This is a genomic window from Sphingomonas glacialis, assembly GCF_006439055.1.
Lineage (GTDB): Bacteria > Pseudomonadota > Alphaproteobacteria > Sphingomonadales > Sphingomonadaceae > Sphingomonas > Sphingomonas glacialis_A.
In genome coordinates, this window is record NZ_RCZC01000002.1 from 1,631,571 (window position 1) to 1,648,074 (window position 16,504).

Genomic DNA, 16,504 nt, shown 5'->3' on the forward strand with positions numbered 1-16,504 from the left:
AATTCTCTTTTTCTTTCGGTATGTTGGCGCAATTTTCCCGGAACGGGCCGGCGCGCTGGCGGGTTGAAGGTGGAGAACCCGCCAATCGGAGAATGCCCGTGTCTATTCTGGACAAAGCCATCGCCGCAATCACGCCGCCGGAAAGCGATGCAGCCCGCGCGGAAGCGCGCGCCAAGGCCGAAGCCGCGGCAACACCCGGCAGTTGGCTCGCGCAGATCCTCGATCACCATCGCCAGATCGAGAGCGCGTTCGCCGCGGTGAAGGCGGCCAGCACTGCCGAGGCGCGCCGCGCCGCGCAAAAGGCGCTCGCGTTGATCCTCACCGGGCACGCAATCGCCGAGGAAGCCGCGATCTACCCGGCGCTCGCCGCCGACAAGCAGGTCGGCCATGCCGAGCTCGCCTATCAGGAGCAGGCCGCCGCCAAGATGGAGATGGGGCTGCTCGAACGGCTCGACCCGATGAGCCAGGATTATCTCGACAAGCTCGAGCATATCCGCGGCGCGGTCGCGCATCACGTCTATTCGGAGGAAGGCACTTGGTTCCTCGAACTGGCCGATGATGTGGACGCGACCGAACAGGCGCTGATCACGCAGCGCTATTCGGAAGAATTCGCGCGCTATACCGGGAAGGTCGCGGCATGACCGACCCGCGCGCATCAGAGGATCAGGCGGACGATGCCGTGACCGACGGCGGCCTCCCGCAGGAGGACGTCGCCGATCGCCCGAACATCGCCCCGGTGAGACCCGAAGACTATCCCGAGGCGGATCGCGCCAAGGGCGGCTAATCGCTCACTCGGCGGTCAGCCGCAGGATTCGGGGGCGTTTCTGGCGCTCGCGAAGCGCATCCTGCGCCATCCAGAACAAGGCGATCGCGCCGATCCGCAGGAGGTCGGGCGTGCCCGAGCGTGGCGCTCGAGGGCTTGGTACGGCGCGCTCTGCTGCGGTGCGCCGCACCCGCATGCCCGCTGGCACGCGCCGCCACCCTCGCACCGGGTCAGCCGATGCCCCGCCGCCGTCCGATCGGATCATGTCGTGGCGACAGCGGAGGCAGTGGCTGAACACAAAGCGCTGGTTGCGTTGCAGCGTGAGGGCTGGCGCATGACCGAGCAGGAGACACAATACCGTCATTAGCGACATCCTTGGTAACCGGGTTGGATTGCAACAGCGTCGCGAGCGTGACCAAGTCCGACGGCCCGTGCGCGAGCACCTGCGCCAGATCCCAAATCTCGAACCGCGGACCGCTCGCGACCAGCAGCGCCGCGCTGCCGATACCGCCGCGTACGCGCATCATCGCGGGGAGCTGGAGCATCCCATCGGGGGCGAGCGGCGCCTCGTCGACGAAGCCGTAGAGCCGCCGCAGCCGATGATGATCCTGGTATCCGCCCGGCGATTTGGCAAACCGCTCGGCGACGTCGAATTGGCGTTGCAATACATAGACCCGGTCGAACGCGACGAGGCAGGGCGATTCCTCGTGCAGGCCGATCAACAGGAAGTCATCGATGCAGCGCGCTCGCGCGGTGTCGAAAAATCGGCGCGGCAGCATCAGCTCGCCGCCCGACGTCACTTCGCACAGCGCACTGCCAATATACATTTCGTCCATCGCCGATCCCTTGACTAAGCACGACGATGGTTAACGCGACAGGCACGTCAGTCGGAATATCGTAAGTCTACCCAGATGGTTTCCCTGTTGAAGTAAAAAATCGTTTCGTGCGAAGCTGTTAGGATATCACCAAGTCGCCGTATGATGAGCGCCCGTGTTTTTACCGTATCCCCGTTTCGGCGGTAGCAGGTATTCCGCTGAAGGTTATCGGCAATGTTAGCGGTATCATTAGCGAAACCTACCTTACCACTTGACGAAAAACGAGAAAATGTGGTCAGGCCGAGACAACGCAGCCAAAGAGCATGTCTGAGGGGAATCCATGAAAACCGTATATATGTCGGCAAGTATGCTGGCTCTGGCGAGCCTCATGGCCGCCCCTAGCGCAGCGGCAGCGCAGACCGCACCGCCAGCCCCTGCCCCGCAATCCGCCGACCTCGCGCCCGTTGATACGGGCGATATCGTGGTCACCGCGCAGCGCCGTTCGGAAAACCTGCAGACCGTCCCCGTCGCGATCACCGTCGTCAGCGGCGACGCGTTGCGCGCGCAAAATATCAACAGCACCGAGACGCTCGACAAGGTCGTCCCGTCGCTGACCTTCAAGCGCGGCACCGCCAACGTCAATTCGACGATCGCGATCCGCGGGCTCGGCACGCAGTCCTTCGCGTCGGGCGCCGAGCCGAGCGTTTCGACGATCATCGACGGCGTCGTCTATGGCCGCTCGGGCATGGCGACGCAGGAATTCGCCGATCTCGACCGGATCGAAGTGTTGCGCGGGCCGCAGGGCACGCTGTTCGGCAAGAATGCGAGCGCCGGAGCGCTCAACATCGTCACGCGTGCACCGACCAAGACGTTCAAAGCCGAAGCCTCCGCCGCCTATTACGACCGCGCCGAATATCGCGCGAGCGCGACCGTCTCGGGCCCGCTCAGCGAAAACGTCGGCGCGCTGCTCAGCGGCTATTACGGCAATTACGACGGCAACGCCAAGAACGTGTTCAACAACAGCTGGGTGAACGGCTATGAGAAGTTCGGGATCAAGGGCAAGCTCAAGGGCGAGTTCGGCGATCTGACCGTCGGCATCGCCGCCGATTACAGCCACGAAAAGGACGATTGCTGCGGTGACATCCTGGGGACGTTCATCCCCAACGCGCAGTTCAGCAACATCTTCCTGCCGCAGCAGCGCCCAGTCGTGCCACGCTACGGCAATCGCGACCTCAACAACAATTTCACGCCGGGCACGACCGACACCAATACCGGCGTCTCGGCGACGCTCGACTATAAGCTCGGCGATTACACGCTGACCTCGATCACCGCCTATCGCAACTGGAAGAACCGCCAGCTGCGCGACGGCGATTTCGGGTCGCAATCGGGGCAATATGTCGCGGTCGCCTCGGCGGCGACGCCCGCTGCGGCGACGCAGAATATCGACCAGCGCGACGACGGCCGGCTCAACTTCAAGCAATATAGCCAGGAAATCCGCATCGCCTCGCCGAGCGGGCGCCGCTTCGAATATGTCGCGGGCGGCTTCTTCTGGTGGACCGACGAGGACGACACTTTCACGCGGTCGGACAGCTTCTGCTCGGCATCGACGCTCGCAATCGATGCCACCGGCTTCCGGCCGTGCAGCACCGCGCCCGGCGTCAGCACCTTCGTCAGCTCGAACGGCCCCGCGGCGTGGAACACCAAGTTCCGCAGCCAGGCGGGCTTCGCCCAGGCGACGTGGGAGGTAGTCGATCATCTCAAGCTGATCGGCGGCATTCGCTATACGCACGACAGCGTGTCCTACAGCTTCGCGCGCACCGTCTCGGTCGCCGACGCGACGCTTCGCCCCGGCATCCAGGGCGCCTTCACCTCGGCGCAACGCACGAGCGCGAACGGCGTATCGGGCAAGGCCGGGCTGCAATATCAGGTCACGCCCGACCTGATGGCGTACGGCACCTATTCGCGCGGCTATAAGGGGCCGGCGCTCAACGTCTTCTATTCGATGACCGCGAACAATACCGCGCCAATCTCCCCTGAGACCAGCAACGCCTTCGAGCTCGGCATCAAGTCGAAATTCTTCGACCGCCGGCTGACCCTGAACGCCGCGCTCTACAGCCAGGTGCTCGACAATTTCCAGGCGAACAGCTTCGTCACGCAGGGCGGACAGACCTTCGTCACGCTGACCAATGCCGGGCGCGTCCGTTCGCGCGGGTTCGAGGCGGATTTCAGCCTGCGGCCGACCGATCATTTCACGCTCAACGGCGGCTACACCTACAACGAAGGCACGATCCGCGCCTTCGCGTGCGCACCGACGCTGTCAGCGGCCAATCTCGCCACCTGCCTCGCGCATAACGGCAAGCCGCTGCCCTTCGCGCCCAAGCACAAGTTCAACCTCGGCGCCGACTGGCGGCTGCCGCTCGAGGATGCGCTGCCCTTCACGGTCAAGCTCGGCTCGCAGGTCAGCTATTCGAGCCGGATCAATTTCGACCTCGACCAGACGCCGCTCGCCCAGCAGGCGCCGTATGCGCTGCTCGATGCCAACATCACGCTCGGCAGCAAGGACGGCAAGTTCGAGCTGAGCCTGATCGGCAAGAACCTGACCGACAAATATTATGTCAGCTTCGTCACGCCGGCGGGCAATGGCGTGTCCGCGCCCTCGTATCAGCGTCTGCAGGTGCCGCGCGATGCGCAGCGCTATTTCGGGGTGCGCGGGACGGTAAAATATTGATCCCAGCGCTCTGCACCCTTGGAGACCAGATAGGCGGCGCTTCCGGGAGGAGGCGCCGTTTTGGTTTGCAAGGGGCCCCGGCACGACAGTTGCCCGAAGGACACACTGCGCGAAGCATCGCATCGGACCCGCGGAACTCTCCGGTTTGCATCGGGTTAAACCGCCACTCAATGCAATTTCAGAGGCCAAGCCATGTACAAGTTCATCACCGCGTCGCTCGCAGCAACCTTCCTCTCGGCGGTCCCCGCGCTCGCGCAGGACACTGCCGCACCGATGGCCACCCAGGAGTCGACCGCGGCCACTCCGGCCGAGGCAGCAGCCAATAGCGGCTCGGGCAGCTTCCGCGGCTTCCGCATCGAAGGCAATTTCGGCGGCGATCGTTTCCAGTCGCAGGGCGTCCATCGCGACAAGTTCGGTTACGGTGCGACCGTTGGCTTTGACGGCCAGCTGGGCGAGCGTTTCGTCGTCGGTCCGGAAGCGACCTACTGGCGTTCGAACAACTGGAGCGAGAACTGCACCGGTGCCGCGGGCGGCGCGCTGTGCACCAAGTCGTTCGAGGAACTGGGCGTTGGCGTTCGTGCGGGCATCCAGGCAACCCCGCAGCTGCTCGTCTTCGGTAAGGGCGGCTATGTGAACAACCAGCAGCGCAAGCGCTTTACTGCGCCGGTCGCCAGCCAGAGCTTCTACGATCGCTACTCGACCGATGGCTATCAGCTCGGTGGCGGCGTCGAATACGGCATGGGCAGCCGCTTCTCGGGTCCGCTCTCGGGCCTCTATGTCTCGGCGCAGTATGTCTATTCGCAGTATTCGGACCACACCTCGCGCCAGCGCATCATGGGCGGCGTCGGTATCCGCTTCAAGTAAGCACCGGTCGGACGGCGGCGACGCGTCGCCGTCCGCCATGCGCTACGATGACGGGCGCTCTCACGAGAGGGCGCCCGTTTTCTATGCGCGATCGATCCGCACCGAGCGGCGGCCGGCGATGTCGTTACGCGCTTGCGTCACGGCGCCGGGCACAACGAGCGTCCGGTCGTCGCCCTGCGGAAGCACGATCGTCAGCGGGCGCCAGTCGTTCGCGCTGACCTCGAGCACGATCTCGCTGTCCGCACAGTGGCCCGCGACGCGCCACTCGCGCGGTTCGGTGCACGCCTCGTCGTCCTCGAGCGCGGTGAGCACGAAGCTGCCCGCCCCCGCCGGCGGAAACAGCCAGAGCCCGCGATCGAGCGGGTCGGGGGTGAAACCGCCACGCGCGAGATCGACCAGCATCGCCGAGCCGGCGCGCGCGAACAGCGGCGGGTTGCCCGCTACCGGCGCATCGACCTCGATCACGCTTCCCCCGGCATGGCGGGTGCCGCTCCACACATCGTACCAGTCGTCGTGGCCAGGCAGCTGGACGCTGCGCGTCGCGGCACCCTGTTCCACAACGATCGCCGCCAGCACATCGCGGCCAAGCATATGGTCGTCGCCGTCGATCCACGCGGCCGCATCGCCAGGATGATCGAGCCACACGGGTCCGACGATCGGCGCGAAGTCGCGGCTGTAGCGCAGCAGGAGATCGCCGAAGAATGGCAGCAGCGTTTGCCGCAGCGCCATCAGCCGATGGATCGCCGGGAGCGCGTCGGCGTACATCCACGGCTCGTTGACGCTGCGGTCGTCGTTCCAGCTGTGGATGCTGAAACGCGGCATCAGCACGCCCGCCTGGACCCAGCGGACCAGCAGTTCGGCGTCGGGCGGCGGCCCGGCGAATCCGCCGACATCGTGCCCGCTGTTCGAAATGCCCGACAGCGCCAGCCCCAACCCCATCTTGAGATTGTAGCGCAGCGTCTTCCAGTCGGTGCGATTGTCGCCCGACCAGGTCTGTGCGTAGCGTTGCAGGCCGGTCATGCCCGAACGGGTCACGACATAGGGCCGCCTGCCCGGCGCATGGGCGACCTGCGCGGCGCGCGATGCGCGCATCATCAGCAGCGCCTGGAGCGGCAGTGCCTCCGCCGCCGCGCGCGGGGTGCCGAAGCCGTGGATCCGCGCGCGCGCGTCCCAGACTTCATATTCGTTATTGTCGTTCCACGTCGCTTCGATGCCGGTGTCGAGCAGCGCCGTGGTTACCTGCCCCTTCCACCAGGTCGCGGTCGCTGGGTTGGTGAAGTCGAGATAGACGCCGGGCGCATCCCAGAATTGCGCTTGAGTCTCCACGCCATCCGCGTCGGCGACCAACAGCCCGCCCGCCCGGACATCGTCGATCAGCGGATGGTCGAGCAGCATCGCCGGCTTGATGTTCGGGACAAACCGGACACCGACATCGGCATAGCTTTTGACGAATGCCGCCGGATCTGGAAACTTGGTGCGGTTCCAGTGGAACACGTAGCGCTTGTCGCCGATCGAGGTGTAGCCCGACGACAAATGGAACGACGTGCAGCCGATGTCATGCTCGGCGAGCTTGGCGGTGAAGGTCTGCATCTGCACCGCGGCATCGGGCGCGTCGGTATAGGTCATTGTCGAGCCCGAATAGCCGAGCGACCAGGCCGGCATCAGCGCCGGGCGCCCGGTCAGCCAAGTGAAGCGCTTGGTCACCGCGAGCGGATCGGGGCCGGCGATCATCCACAGGTCGACGTCGCCATGGTCGGCGACGACGTGGCGATAGGCCCCGTGATAATTGTCGAGCTCGCGCCCGAAATCATAGGTCACGCGCGCGAGCGTGTCGTGGAATTCGCCGTGGCAGCGGCCGGCGCTGTCGGCGACCAGGACATAGGGTATCGACTTGTAGAGCGGGTCGCTATGCTCGGCGTCGTAGCCCATCGGGTCGAGGCTGGTCAGCCGGAAGCGGCGGCCAGTGCGGTCCATCGCGCCCGCGCGCTCGCCGAGCGCATAATGGCGCTCACCCGCGCGGCGCTCGAGATAATGGTGCGCGCGACCATCCCACCAGCCGAAGTCATAAGCCTGGGTCGGGCGGTCGGCGGCCATCGGCTGCCATGCGGCGCCGTCATACTGCTCCCATGTGCAGTGCAAGCCATGCAGGGCGATGGTCACGCGAATCTGTGCGGTCGCGATGATGAGCTTGCCCTCAGTCTCCTCGACCGAAGCCTCGGGGCAGGCGAAGCCCGCGACGTCCATCCGGTCGCGCCCCGGCTCTTCGATATCCTCGGCCCCGGCGGCGATCGCCCAGCTCGGCGGGCTCGTCACCATCCCGTCCGCGAGCAGCAACAGCCGCACGATATCGTCCTCGAGCACGAACAGATGCGCCACCGCGCCGGTATCGGCGGTGAGCGTGATCCGGCCACGCGTACGCTCGGTCAGCGCGAAGAGCGGGGGGTTGGCGATCGTGGCGCGTCTCATATGCGGGCCTCCGGCAGGGTCAGACGATGGACAAAGACGATCAGCACCACAGCGCCGATCAGATCGAACACGGCGAGCGCACCGAACAGCGGCGCATAGCCGATGCTGTCGGCAAGCTGGCCGATCAGCAGCGAGAAGAGCAGCCCGCCGATCCACCCCGCCTGCCCGACGAAACCGTTGGCAGTGCCGACTTCCTCGGGCGTGAAGACATCGGCCGAGAGCGTGTTGATCAGCACCGAGATCATCTGGTGCGCAAACCCGCCAATGCAGAACAGCGCGATCGCGGTGTAGGGGCTGGCGGCGAGGCCGATACAGCCCGGCGCGATCATCAACACCGCGGCCAGGCTGATACCGAGCACGCGCGACGGGATCAGCCGCATCCCGAAATGCTTGATGAAGAAGGGCGAGAGATAGCCGCCGAGCACCCCGCCGAGATCGGCGGCGAGGAAAGGCAGCCACGCAAACAAGGCGATCTGCTTGAGATCCATGCCGCGCTCGGTGGCGAGATAGAGCGGGATCCAGAAGCTGAAGGTCTGCCATGCCGGCTCGGCGAGGAAGCGCGGCACCGCGATCACCCAGAATTTCGCGCTGCCCAGAATCTCCTTCGCGCTCGCGCGGCGCGACGGCACCAACGGGCGGTCCTCGGCGATCAGCGCGCGTTCTTCCGGCGTGATCGACGGGTGGTCGCCCGGCGAGCGATAGAACGCATACCACGCGCCCGCCCAGACCAGCCCGACCGCACCGGTCACGACGAAGGCCAGTCGCCAATCCCCCCAGAGCGTCACCGCGACGACGATCGGCGGCGCGATCAGCGCGCCGAGCGAAGTGCCGGCGTTGAACCAGCCCGTCGCGACCGAACGCTCGCGCGCTGGAAACCATTCGGCGATCGCCTTCATCCCCGAGGGGATCGCCGCTGCTTCGCTCATGCCGAGCAAGGCGCGGAAGAAAGCGAGACTCAGCCAGCCGCCCGCCAGCGCGCTCAGCATGTTCGCTGCCGACCAGGCGACGCCGAAAAAGGCGAACCCCGCGCGCAGCCCGAAATGATCGACGATATAGCCGGCAATCGGCTGCATCACGGTATAAGCGAGCTGGAACGCGCCGACGACATAGCTGTATTGCTGCGTCGACATCGCGAAGCTCGCCTTCAGCTGCGGCGCGAGCACGCCGAGTGAATTGCGCGCGAGATAATTGGCGATCGTGCCGACGCAGATCAGACCGACGATCCACCAGCGCAGATGACGGATCTTCACGCGCACCCGCTCCCCATCGTGTCGCATACGCTCCCCCACGGCGCTGTGGCGATGACGCGGGCGTCCTGATCCTGCACGGTGCGTCCTCTCCGACGATTTGTGACGATGCTAAACAGGTGACGGCGCTCTGTCGATGGTGGTAAGGCCAAATTGGCCAGGGAAGAAACGGTGGGTTAAGATGCTGCACATATTGCGCTCCTGGCAAAGCTCGGCCACGATCTGGCAATGACTGACCAGCCGCGCCGCGTGACCAGGCTCTATGAACGGGTCGCATCCGACGTCCGCGCCGCCCTCGCGAGCGGACGCTATGCGATCGGCGACCGGTTGCCGTCGGAGCGCGACCTCGCCTTGCACTACAAGGTGTCGCGCCCGACCGTGCGTGAGGCGATCATCGCGCTCGAGGTCGATGGCATGGTCGAGGTGCGGACCAATTCGGGCGTCTATGTCGCGGCGCTGCAACCGGCGGGCGGGGTGCTTGCCGAAACCGATGTCGGCGGGTTCGAGCTGCTCGAGGCGCGACGGCTGATCGAATCGCAGGTCGCCGGGCTCGCCGCGGAACAGATCGACGCAGAGCGGATCGCACGGCTGCGCACGCTGGTGGTCGAGATGGAGAATGCCGATCTCGTCACCGCCGAAGTCGCCGACCGCGAGTTCCACCTTGAGATCGCGCGCGCCACCGGCAACAGCGCACTCGAGATGACGGTGGCGATGCTGTGGGACACGCGCAGCCGCTCGCCGCAATACAAGCTGCTGACCGAGAAGGTGCGCGCAGCGGGTGTCGCACCGCGCCAGTCGGAGCATCTGCGGATCGTCGAGGCGCTCGCCTCGGGCGATGCCAGCCGCGCGCACAATGCGATGTGGGAGCATCTCGGCCGCGTCATCGATGCCCTGCTCGAGGCGACCGAAGTCGAGGCGATCGAGCGCGCGCGTGCGGATGTCGATGCCAAGCGGCGGCGCTTCCGCGACAAGGTGGCGGTGGCGAGCTCGGGCTGACGGCCGGAACGCCGCACGACGCGATTGCGTGCCACCTATCTTTACCGTCCCCCCGGCCTTGTGCCGGGAGCTACCAGGATGCCCAGCACTACGCCGGCTGCGTTCGCGGCACGCTGGGCCCCGGCACAAGGCCGAGGTGACGGGGGTCCGATCGTCGGACCCTAGCGCGTATAGGCGGCCGCCAATGCGAGCAGACCCTCGGCCTGCTTCAAATGCGGCAGATCGACCATCCGCCCATCGAGCCCGACCGTCCCCACTCCCGACGCCGCTGCGAAGGCCGCGACGATCCGTTCGGCGTGCGCAATCTCTTCGGGCGACGGCATGAAGCTCGCATTGATCGCGGCGACTTGCGCCGGATGGATCGCCAGCCGGCCGGTAAAGCCCTCCGCCCGTGCCGCGCGCGAGCTGTCGCGCAGGCCCGCTTCGTCGCGGAAATCGACATAGAGGGTGTCGATCGCCTGCACCCCCGCCGCCTTCGCGCCGAGCAGGGTGAGCGAGCGCACCAGGCGATAGGTCAGTGCCCAGCCGCCTGCGGAATCGAGATTGCTGCTCGCGCCGAGCGCGGCGGACAGATCCTCGGCGCCCCAGGTTAGACCGAGCAGGCGATCGAGCCCCGCCCCCGCATAAGCGCCGAGCGTGAACGGGGCCGCGGCGGTTTCGGTCGCGACCGGCACGATCTTGATCGATCCCGGCGCGACGCCGGCCTGCGCCTCGAGCGCGTCGAGATAATGCGATAGCCGACGGATGTCGTCCGGCCCGTCGCATTTGGGCAGCATGATCCCGTCGGGCGCGGCGCCGACCACCGCGACCAGATCTTCGAGTGCGAGGCCACTGTCGAACGGGTTGATCCGCACCCACAACTGGCACGCACGGGCCCCGCGCGGGCGCGCGCCGACAAAGGCTGCGACCAGCGCGCGGCCTGCGGGCTTGTTCGCCGCCGCGACCGAATCCTCGAGATCGAGGATCACCGCATCGGCGCCGCAATCATCGACCTTGCCGAGCTTCTTTTCGCTGTCGCCAGGAATGAACAGCCAGGAGCGCAACGGCGTCATGCCGGCCGCCGCCGCTGCAGGCCCGAGCGCTTGCAGGAGGCGACGAGTTCGTCGCGCTGATTGTAGGCACGGTGGAGGAAGGTCACGATCCCGGCATTGGGCCGCGACTTGGATTCGCGCAGCTCGGCGACCTCGGTCTCGATCCGCAGCGTGTCGCCGATGAAGACGGGGGCGGGAAAACGCACCTCGTCCCAGCCGAGATTGGCGACCGCGGTGCCGAGCGTCGTGTCGCCGACCGACACGCCGACCATCAGCCCCAAGGTGAAGGTCGAATTGACGATGATGCGACCATAGTCGCTGTCCTTCATATATTCGGCATCGAGATGCAGCTGCGCGGGGTTATGCGTCAGCGTCGAGAAAAGCAGATTGTCGGTCTCGGTCACCGTCCGCCGGATCGCATGGGCGAAGGTCTGCCCGACCTGCAATTCCTCGAACCACAATCCTGCCATCACGCTCCGCCTTTTTTCTGTGCCGCCGCCTTACCATCGATGGGCGGTCGCCTGTCAACGCACCCGCGGTGGCGAAGATTGGATCATGCCGAATCGCCCGGTTTCTGTTATAGTTGGCCTGCATCCGAGCCGGCGCCGTCGGCCCGACGAACCGAGGGGTCGTCATGCACCGTATTGCCATGCTGTTCGCGCTCTGTGTCGCTGCCATCCTGCTGCTTCCCGCCAAGGCGCAGGCGTGGGGCAAGGTCGGCCATCTGACGGTATGCGATCTCGCCTATCGCAACCTCACCCCGACGACGCGCGCAGCGATCGGCGAGTTGCTGCAAAGCAAGCATGGCGGGATCACCGTGCCCGGCAAGGGCCGGATGCCCGACGAGCATTATAGCTCGTTCAATTATGGCTGCCTCGAAGAGGATGTCCTGCCGCGCCGCCATCCCGACGACCATTTCATCAATGTCGCGCGCAGCGTGACCGCGATCGGCGATCCGGCCTGTCCCGGCACCGGCGAATGCATCCTCGCCGGCATCACGCGCGATCTCGCTGTGCTCAAGGATCGCAGCCGGTCGCGCGAAGACCGCGTGTTCGCGCTGATGGCGATCGGCCATTGGATCGGCGACATCCACCAGCCGCTCCACGTGTCGTTCGCCGACGATCGCGGCGGCAACGGCATCGACGCCAAGCTTGCCGGCAAATGCGGGACGTCGAAATATCGGCCCGACAATCTCCACGCGATCTGGGACAATTGCCTGCTCGAGGCGGGGATGTTCGAGCGCGTGCGCAAGCGTGCCGATTATAAGAAGAGCTGGAGCGCCTATACGATCACCTATCGCGCGGTCGATACGCTGCAGGCGAACACCACGTTGGCCGAGGAGCAGGCCATGGTCGGGACCGATCCCGTGCCGTGGGCGAACGAATCGTTCCAGATCACGCGATCGCCCGAGATCCTCTATTGCACCCAGGTCGATGACACCTGCCGCTATTCGCCGACCGACGCGACGCGGCCGGCTGGCGCGCCCAAGCGCCTCCAGGCGATCGACCAGGCCTATCTCCAGCGCTTCGATGAAGTGGTGCAGGAGCGCGTGCGGCACGCCGGCTTCCGGCTCGCGCATCTGCTCAACCTTGCGCTCGACCCCGCTTATGCCGGCCCGGTGCGCAATTCGACGCAGCCCGGCTGACGGCACACTTTACGCGGACTTTACGCTCCGCGCCTTCTATCCCTCGCGCGCGCTAATGCGCCTCGGGTCCAAGCGGGCCGCCTGAAACCATAACAGGCGGGCTCTCCATGTCCTTCGACCTTATCCTTGGCGGCATCGTTGCCGTCTTAGTCCTGATCTACCTGCTCGCTGTGCTCGCACAGCCCGAGCGGTATTGAGGAGCGCGGCACCATGACCTTTGCCGGCTGGAGCATGATTCTCCTCTTCGTCGTGCTGATCGTCGCGCTGGCCAAGCCAGCGGGCGCCTGGATGCACGCCCTTTATGCCCGCGAGACGCTGCCCTTGGGCTTCGTCGAACGCGGCTTCTACAAACTCGCCGGGATCGATCCCAAGGCCGAGCAGAGCTGGGTCGGGTATGCCGTCTCGCTGATGGTGTTCAACCTCGGCGGCATTGCCTTGCTGTTCGCGATCCTCAAGCTGCAGGGCGTTCTGCCGATGAACCCGCAAGGGTTCGGGGGCATGGAGACGTTGCTCGCGTTCAACACTGCGGTCAGCTTCGTCACCAACACCAACTGGCAGAATTACGGCGGCGAATCGTCGCTGTCGAACCTCAGCCAGATGGCAGGGCTGACGGTGCAGAACTTCCTGTCGGCCGCGGTCGGGATCGCCGTCGCCTTCGCCTTCATCCGCGGCTTTGCCCGCAAGCAGGCTTCGGGCATCGGCAATTTCTGGGTCGATGTGACGCGCGCCACGCTGTACCTGCTGCTCCCGATCTCGGTCGTGCTGGCGCTCGTCTATGTCGTGATGGGCGTTCCGCAGACCTTCGGGCCGTCGGTCGTCGCCACGACGATCGAAGGCGCCAAGCAGACCATCGCGGTCGGCCCGGTCGCGTCGCAGCTTGCGATCAAGATGCTCGGCACCAATGGCGGCGGCTTCTTCAATGCCAACTCCGCGCATCCGTTCGAAAACCCGACTGCGCTCAACAACTTCCTGCAGATGCTGTCGATCTTCGTGCTCGGCGCTGGCCTGACGCTCACCTTCGGCAAGGCGGTCGGTAATGTCCGCCAGGGCTGGGCGATCCTCGCGGCGATGCTGCTGCTCTTCATCGCCGGTGTCGCAGTCGCTTACGGCGCAGAAGCCGCGGGCAACCCGATCCATCACGCGCTCGGCGTCGCCGGGGGCAATATGGAGGGCAAGGAAGTCCGCTTCGGCATCGCCGCGACCGCGCTGTTCGCGGTCGTCACCACCGCCACGTCGTGTGGTGCTGTCATCGGCATGCACGACAGCTTCACCGCGATCGGCGGTCTGGTGCCGCTGTTCAACATGCAGCTGGGCGAACTCGTCATCGGTGGCGTCGGCTCGGGGCTCTATGCGGTGCTGATCTACTGCATCCTCGCGGTGTTCATTGCCGGGCTGATGGTCGGACGCACACCTGAATATGTCGGCAAGAAGATCGAATCGCGCGAGATGAAGCTGGCAGTGATTGCCATCGCCATCCCGCCGCTCGCGATCCTCGGGCTGACCGCGGTCGCGTGCATCACCGGCGCGGGGCTTGCCGGTCCGGCCGCCAAGGGCGCACACGGGTTCAGCGAGATCCTCTACGCCTTCACCTCGGGTGCGGCCAATAACGGCTCGGCGTTCGGTGGCCTGAGCGGCAACACGCCGTTCTACAATCTGCTGCTCGCGCTCGACATGTTCGTCGGTCGCTTCGGGGTGATCCTGCCCGTCCTCGCGATCGCCGGGGGCCTCGCCGCCAAGCGTCGCGTGCCCGAGGGCGCGGGGTCGTTCCCGACCACCGGGCTGCTGTGGATCGGCCTGCTCGCGGCGATCATCGTGATCGTCGGTGGCCTCACCTTCCTGCCCGCGCTCGCGCTCGGTCCGATTGCGGACCAGGCACAAGTCGCCGCCGGCACCTTGCTCTAAAAGGTCATAGCCCCATGGCAAACCAGAACGCTTCGCTCTTCACCGGCCCGCTGCTTGCCGCAGCGGCCCGGGATGCCGTCTTCAAGCTCGATCCGCGCAAGCTGATCAAGACCCCGGTGATGTTCGTCACCGCGATCGTCGCGAGCCTCTCCACCGTCCTGCTCGTCAAGGGCCTGGTCACCGGCACCGGCCATCCGGTATTCGAGGGCCAGTTGGTCGTCTGGCTGTGGCTGACGGTGCTGTTCGGCAACGTCGCCGAGGCGCTCGCCGAAGGGCGCGGCAAGGCGCAGGCTGCCTCGCTGCGCGCCACCAAGGCCGAGCTCCGCGCCAAGAAGCTGATCGGCGTGGCGGGCGCCTGGGAGATGGTCGATGCGACCAGCCTGCAGGTCGGCGACGAGGTGCTGGTCGAGACCGGCGACCTCGTACCCGCTGACGGCGAAGTCATCGCCGGCGTGGCCTCGGTCAACGAAGCCGCGATCACCGGCGAGAGCGCGCCGGTGATCCGCGAAGGCGGTGGCGACCGTTCCGCTGTCACCGCGGGAACGCGCGTCATCGCCGATGCGATTACGGTGCGCGTGACCGCAGGCGCCGGCCAAGGCTTTCTCGACCGCATGATCGCGTTGGTCGAGGGTGCGCAGCGCCAGAAGACGCCGAACGAGATCGCGCTGACGATCCTGCTCGCCGGCCTGACGCTGATCTTCCTGATCGCGGTCGGCACCTTGCCGGCGTTCGCCTCCTATGCCGGCGGGATGCTCGCCATTCCGGTGCTCGTCGCCTTGTTCGTCACGCTGATCCCGACGACGATTTCGGCACTGCTGTCGGCGATCGGCATTGCCGGCATGGACCGGCTGGTGCGCTTCAACGTGCTCGCCAAGTCGGGCCGCGCGGTGGAAGCCGCGGGCGACATCGACACGCTGCTCCTCGACAAGACCGGTACGATCACGATCGGCGATCGCCAGGCGACCGCCTTCCTCCCCGTCCCCGGCGTGACGGTCGCCGAGCTGACCGCCGCCGCGCGCCTCGCCAGCCTGTCGGACGAGACGCCCGAGGGTCGCTCGATCGTCGTGCTCGCCAACCAGGACGGCAGCGCCGCCGTCGCGATGCCGGCGGGTGCGGAGGAGATCAAATTCACCTCGCAGACTCGCGTGTCGGGTCTCCAGATCGGCGACCGCGCGCTCGTCAAGGGCGCGGTCGACGCGATCCTCAAGCGGCTCCCCGATGCGCCCAATGCCGACGCGCTTCGGAAGATCGCCGACGAGATCGCGCGCGGCGGTGCCACCCCGCTCGCGGTCGCCGATGGCAATCGCCTGCTCGGCGTCGTCCAGCTCAAGGACATCGTCAAGGCCGGCATCCGCGAGCGCTTCGGCGAGCTACGCCGGATGGGCATCCGCACGGTGATGATCACCGGCGACAACCCGCTCACCGCCGCCAGCATCGCCGCCGAAAGCGGAGTCGACGACTTCCTCGCCGAGGCGACCCCCGAGGACAAGCTCGCCCTGATCCGCAAGGAGCAGGAAGGCGGCAAGCTCGTCGCGATGTGCGGCGATGGCACCAACGACGCCCCCGCCCTTGCCCAGTCGGACGTCGGCGTCGCGATGAACACCGGCACGCAGGCCGCTCGCGAGGCGGGCAACATGGTCGATCTCGACAGCGATCCGACCAAGCTGATCGAGATCGTCGGGCTCGGCAAGCAGCTGCTGATGACGCGCGGCGCGCTGACCACCTTCTCGATCTCGAACGACGTCGCCAAATATTTCGCGATCCTGCCGGCAATCTTCGTCGCGCTCTATCCGGGATTGGGCGGGTTGAACGTGATGCGGCTCGCGAGCCCCGAAAGCGCGATCCTGTCGGCGATCATCTTCAACGCGCTGATCATCCCGGCGCTGGTGCCGCTGGCGCTCAAGGGCGTGAAGTACCGCCCTGCTCCGGCCGGCACGCTGCTCGCGCGCAACCTCGCCATTTACGGCGTCGGCGGGCTGATCGCGCCGTTCATCGGCATCAAGGCGATCGACCTCGTCGTCGCCGCTTTGCACCTTGCTTGAGGATC

General features: G+C 66.1%; 15 protein-coding genes. 9 read left to right on the plus strand and 6 right to left on the minus strand.

Going from position 1 to position 16,504, the window contains the following annotated elements; genetic code table 11:
- Positions 1-92: 92 nt before the first annotated feature.
- Together EAH76_RS11570 and EAH76_RS23935 are read left to right on the plus strand one after the other, a co-directional pair.
- Positions 93-641, plus strand: coding sequence for a hemerythrin domain-containing protein (locus tag EAH76_RS11570; protein WP_241659642.1), 549 nt, complete (start codon positions 93-95; stop codon positions 639-641).
- A complete protein-coding gene (locus tag EAH76_RS23935; RefSeq protein WP_161989024.1) occupies positions 638-784 on the plus strand; it encodes a hypothetical protein in 147 nt (48 codons plus the stop codon). Before EAH76_RS11570 ends, EAH76_RS23935 begins: the two co-directional genes overlap by 4 nt.
- Positions 785-788: 4 nt before the next feature.
- Here EAH76_RS23935 and EAH76_RS11575 read toward each other — a convergent pair whose 3' ends face one another.
- Both EAH76_RS11575 and EAH76_RS11580 read right to left on the minus strand, forming a co-directional pair.
- Positions 789-971: a hypothetical protein gene (locus EAH76_RS11575; protein ID WP_161989025.1), complete on the minus strand. Its 183-nt coding sequence runs from the start codon at positions 969-971 to the stop codon at positions 789-791.
- 22 nt (positions 972-993) lie between these two features.
- Positions 994-1,542, minus strand: coding sequence for a division/cell wall cluster transcriptional repressor MraZ (locus tag EAH76_RS11580; protein WP_241659643.1), 549 nt, complete (start codon positions 1,540-1,542; stop codon positions 994-996).
- Between the two features lie 376 nt (positions 1,543-1,918).
- Here EAH76_RS11580 and EAH76_RS11585 point away from each other — a divergent pair, with 376 nt between their 5' ends.
- Positions 1,919-4,306, plus strand: coding sequence for a TonB-dependent receptor (locus EAH76_RS11585; RefSeq protein WP_140850317.1), 2,388 nt, complete (start codon positions 1,919-1,921; stop codon positions 4,304-4,306).
- Positions 4,307-4,498: 192 nt separating this feature from the next.
- Positions 4,499-5,170: an outer membrane protein gene (locus EAH76_RS11590; RefSeq protein WP_140850318.1), complete on the plus strand. Its 672-nt coding sequence runs from the start codon at positions 4,499-4,501 to the stop codon at positions 5,168-5,170.
- A gap of 81 nt (positions 5,171-5,251) precedes the next feature.
- On the opposite strand, the gene EAH76_RS11595 is transcribed toward EAH76_RS11590, so the two are convergent.
- Entirely contained in the window at positions 5,252-7,636 is a 2,385-nt protein-coding gene (locus tag EAH76_RS11595; RefSeq protein WP_140850319.1) for a TIM-barrel domain-containing protein, read from the minus strand.
- Positions 7,633-8,886 (minus strand): MFS transporter, encoded by a 1,254-nt coding sequence (locus EAH76_RS11600; RefSeq protein WP_140850320.1) that lies wholly within the window; start codon positions 8,884-8,886, stop codon positions 7,633-7,635. The genes EAH76_RS11595 and EAH76_RS11600 overlap by 4 nt, the downstream gene beginning before the upstream one ends.
- A 225-nt stretch (positions 8,887-9,111) precedes the next feature.
- Here EAH76_RS11600 and EAH76_RS11605 point away from each other — a divergent pair, with 225 nt between their 5' ends.
- Positions 9,112-9,879, plus strand: coding sequence for a FadR/GntR family transcriptional regulator (locus EAH76_RS11605; RefSeq protein WP_140850321.1), 768 nt, complete (start codon positions 9,112-9,114; stop codon positions 9,877-9,879).
- Between the two features lie 161 nt (positions 9,880-10,040).
- Here the strand turns inward: EAH76_RS11605 and EAH76_RS11610 are convergent, their stop codons facing one another.
- Together EAH76_RS11610 and EAH76_RS11615 are read right to left on the minus strand one after the other, a co-directional pair.
- Positions 10,041-10,931 carry an HpcH/HpaI aldolase/citrate lyase family protein gene (locus EAH76_RS11610; RefSeq protein WP_140850322.1) on the minus strand — a complete coding sequence of 297 codons (891 nt, stop codon included), beginning with the start codon at positions 10,929-10,931 and terminating at the stop codon, positions 10,041-10,043.
- Positions 10,928-11,380, minus strand: coding sequence for a MaoC family dehydratase (locus EAH76_RS11615; RefSeq protein ID WP_140850323.1), 453 nt, complete (start codon positions 11,378-11,380; stop codon positions 10,928-10,930). The genes EAH76_RS11610 and EAH76_RS11615 overlap by 4 nt, the downstream gene beginning before the upstream one ends.
- A 164-nt stretch (positions 11,381-11,544) precedes the next feature.
- Between EAH76_RS11615 and EAH76_RS11620 the strand changes: the two genes are divergently transcribed.
- The 4 genes from EAH76_RS11620 (at position 11,545) to kdpB (ending at position 16,499) form a co-directional block, all read left to right on the plus strand.
- Positions 11,545-12,555 carry a S1/P1 nuclease gene (locus EAH76_RS11620; RefSeq protein ID WP_140850324.1) on the plus strand — a complete coding sequence of 337 codons (1,011 nt, stop codon included), beginning with the start codon at positions 11,545-11,547 and terminating at the stop codon, positions 12,553-12,555.
- A 107-nt stretch (positions 12,556-12,662) separates the two neighbouring features.
- Complete coding sequence (locus EAH76_RS11625; RefSeq protein ID WP_081476845.1) at positions 12,663-12,752, plus strand: potassium-transporting ATPase subunit F; 90 nt, start codon at positions 12,663-12,665, stop codon at positions 12,750-12,752.
- A 13-nt stretch (positions 12,753-12,765) separates the two neighbouring features.
- Complete coding sequence (kdpA, locus tag EAH76_RS11630) at positions 12,766-14,457, plus strand: potassium-transporting ATPase subunit KdpA (RefSeq protein WP_140850325.1); 1,692 nt, start codon at positions 12,766-12,768, stop codon at positions 14,455-14,457.
- Positions 14,458-14,471: 14 nt separating this feature from the next.
- A complete protein-coding gene (kdpB, locus tag EAH76_RS11635; RefSeq protein WP_140850326.1) occupies positions 14,472-16,499 on the plus strand; it encodes a potassium-transporting ATPase subunit KdpB in 2,028 nt (675 codons plus the stop codon).
- The last annotated feature ends 5 nt before the right edge of the window (positions 16,500-16,504 follow it).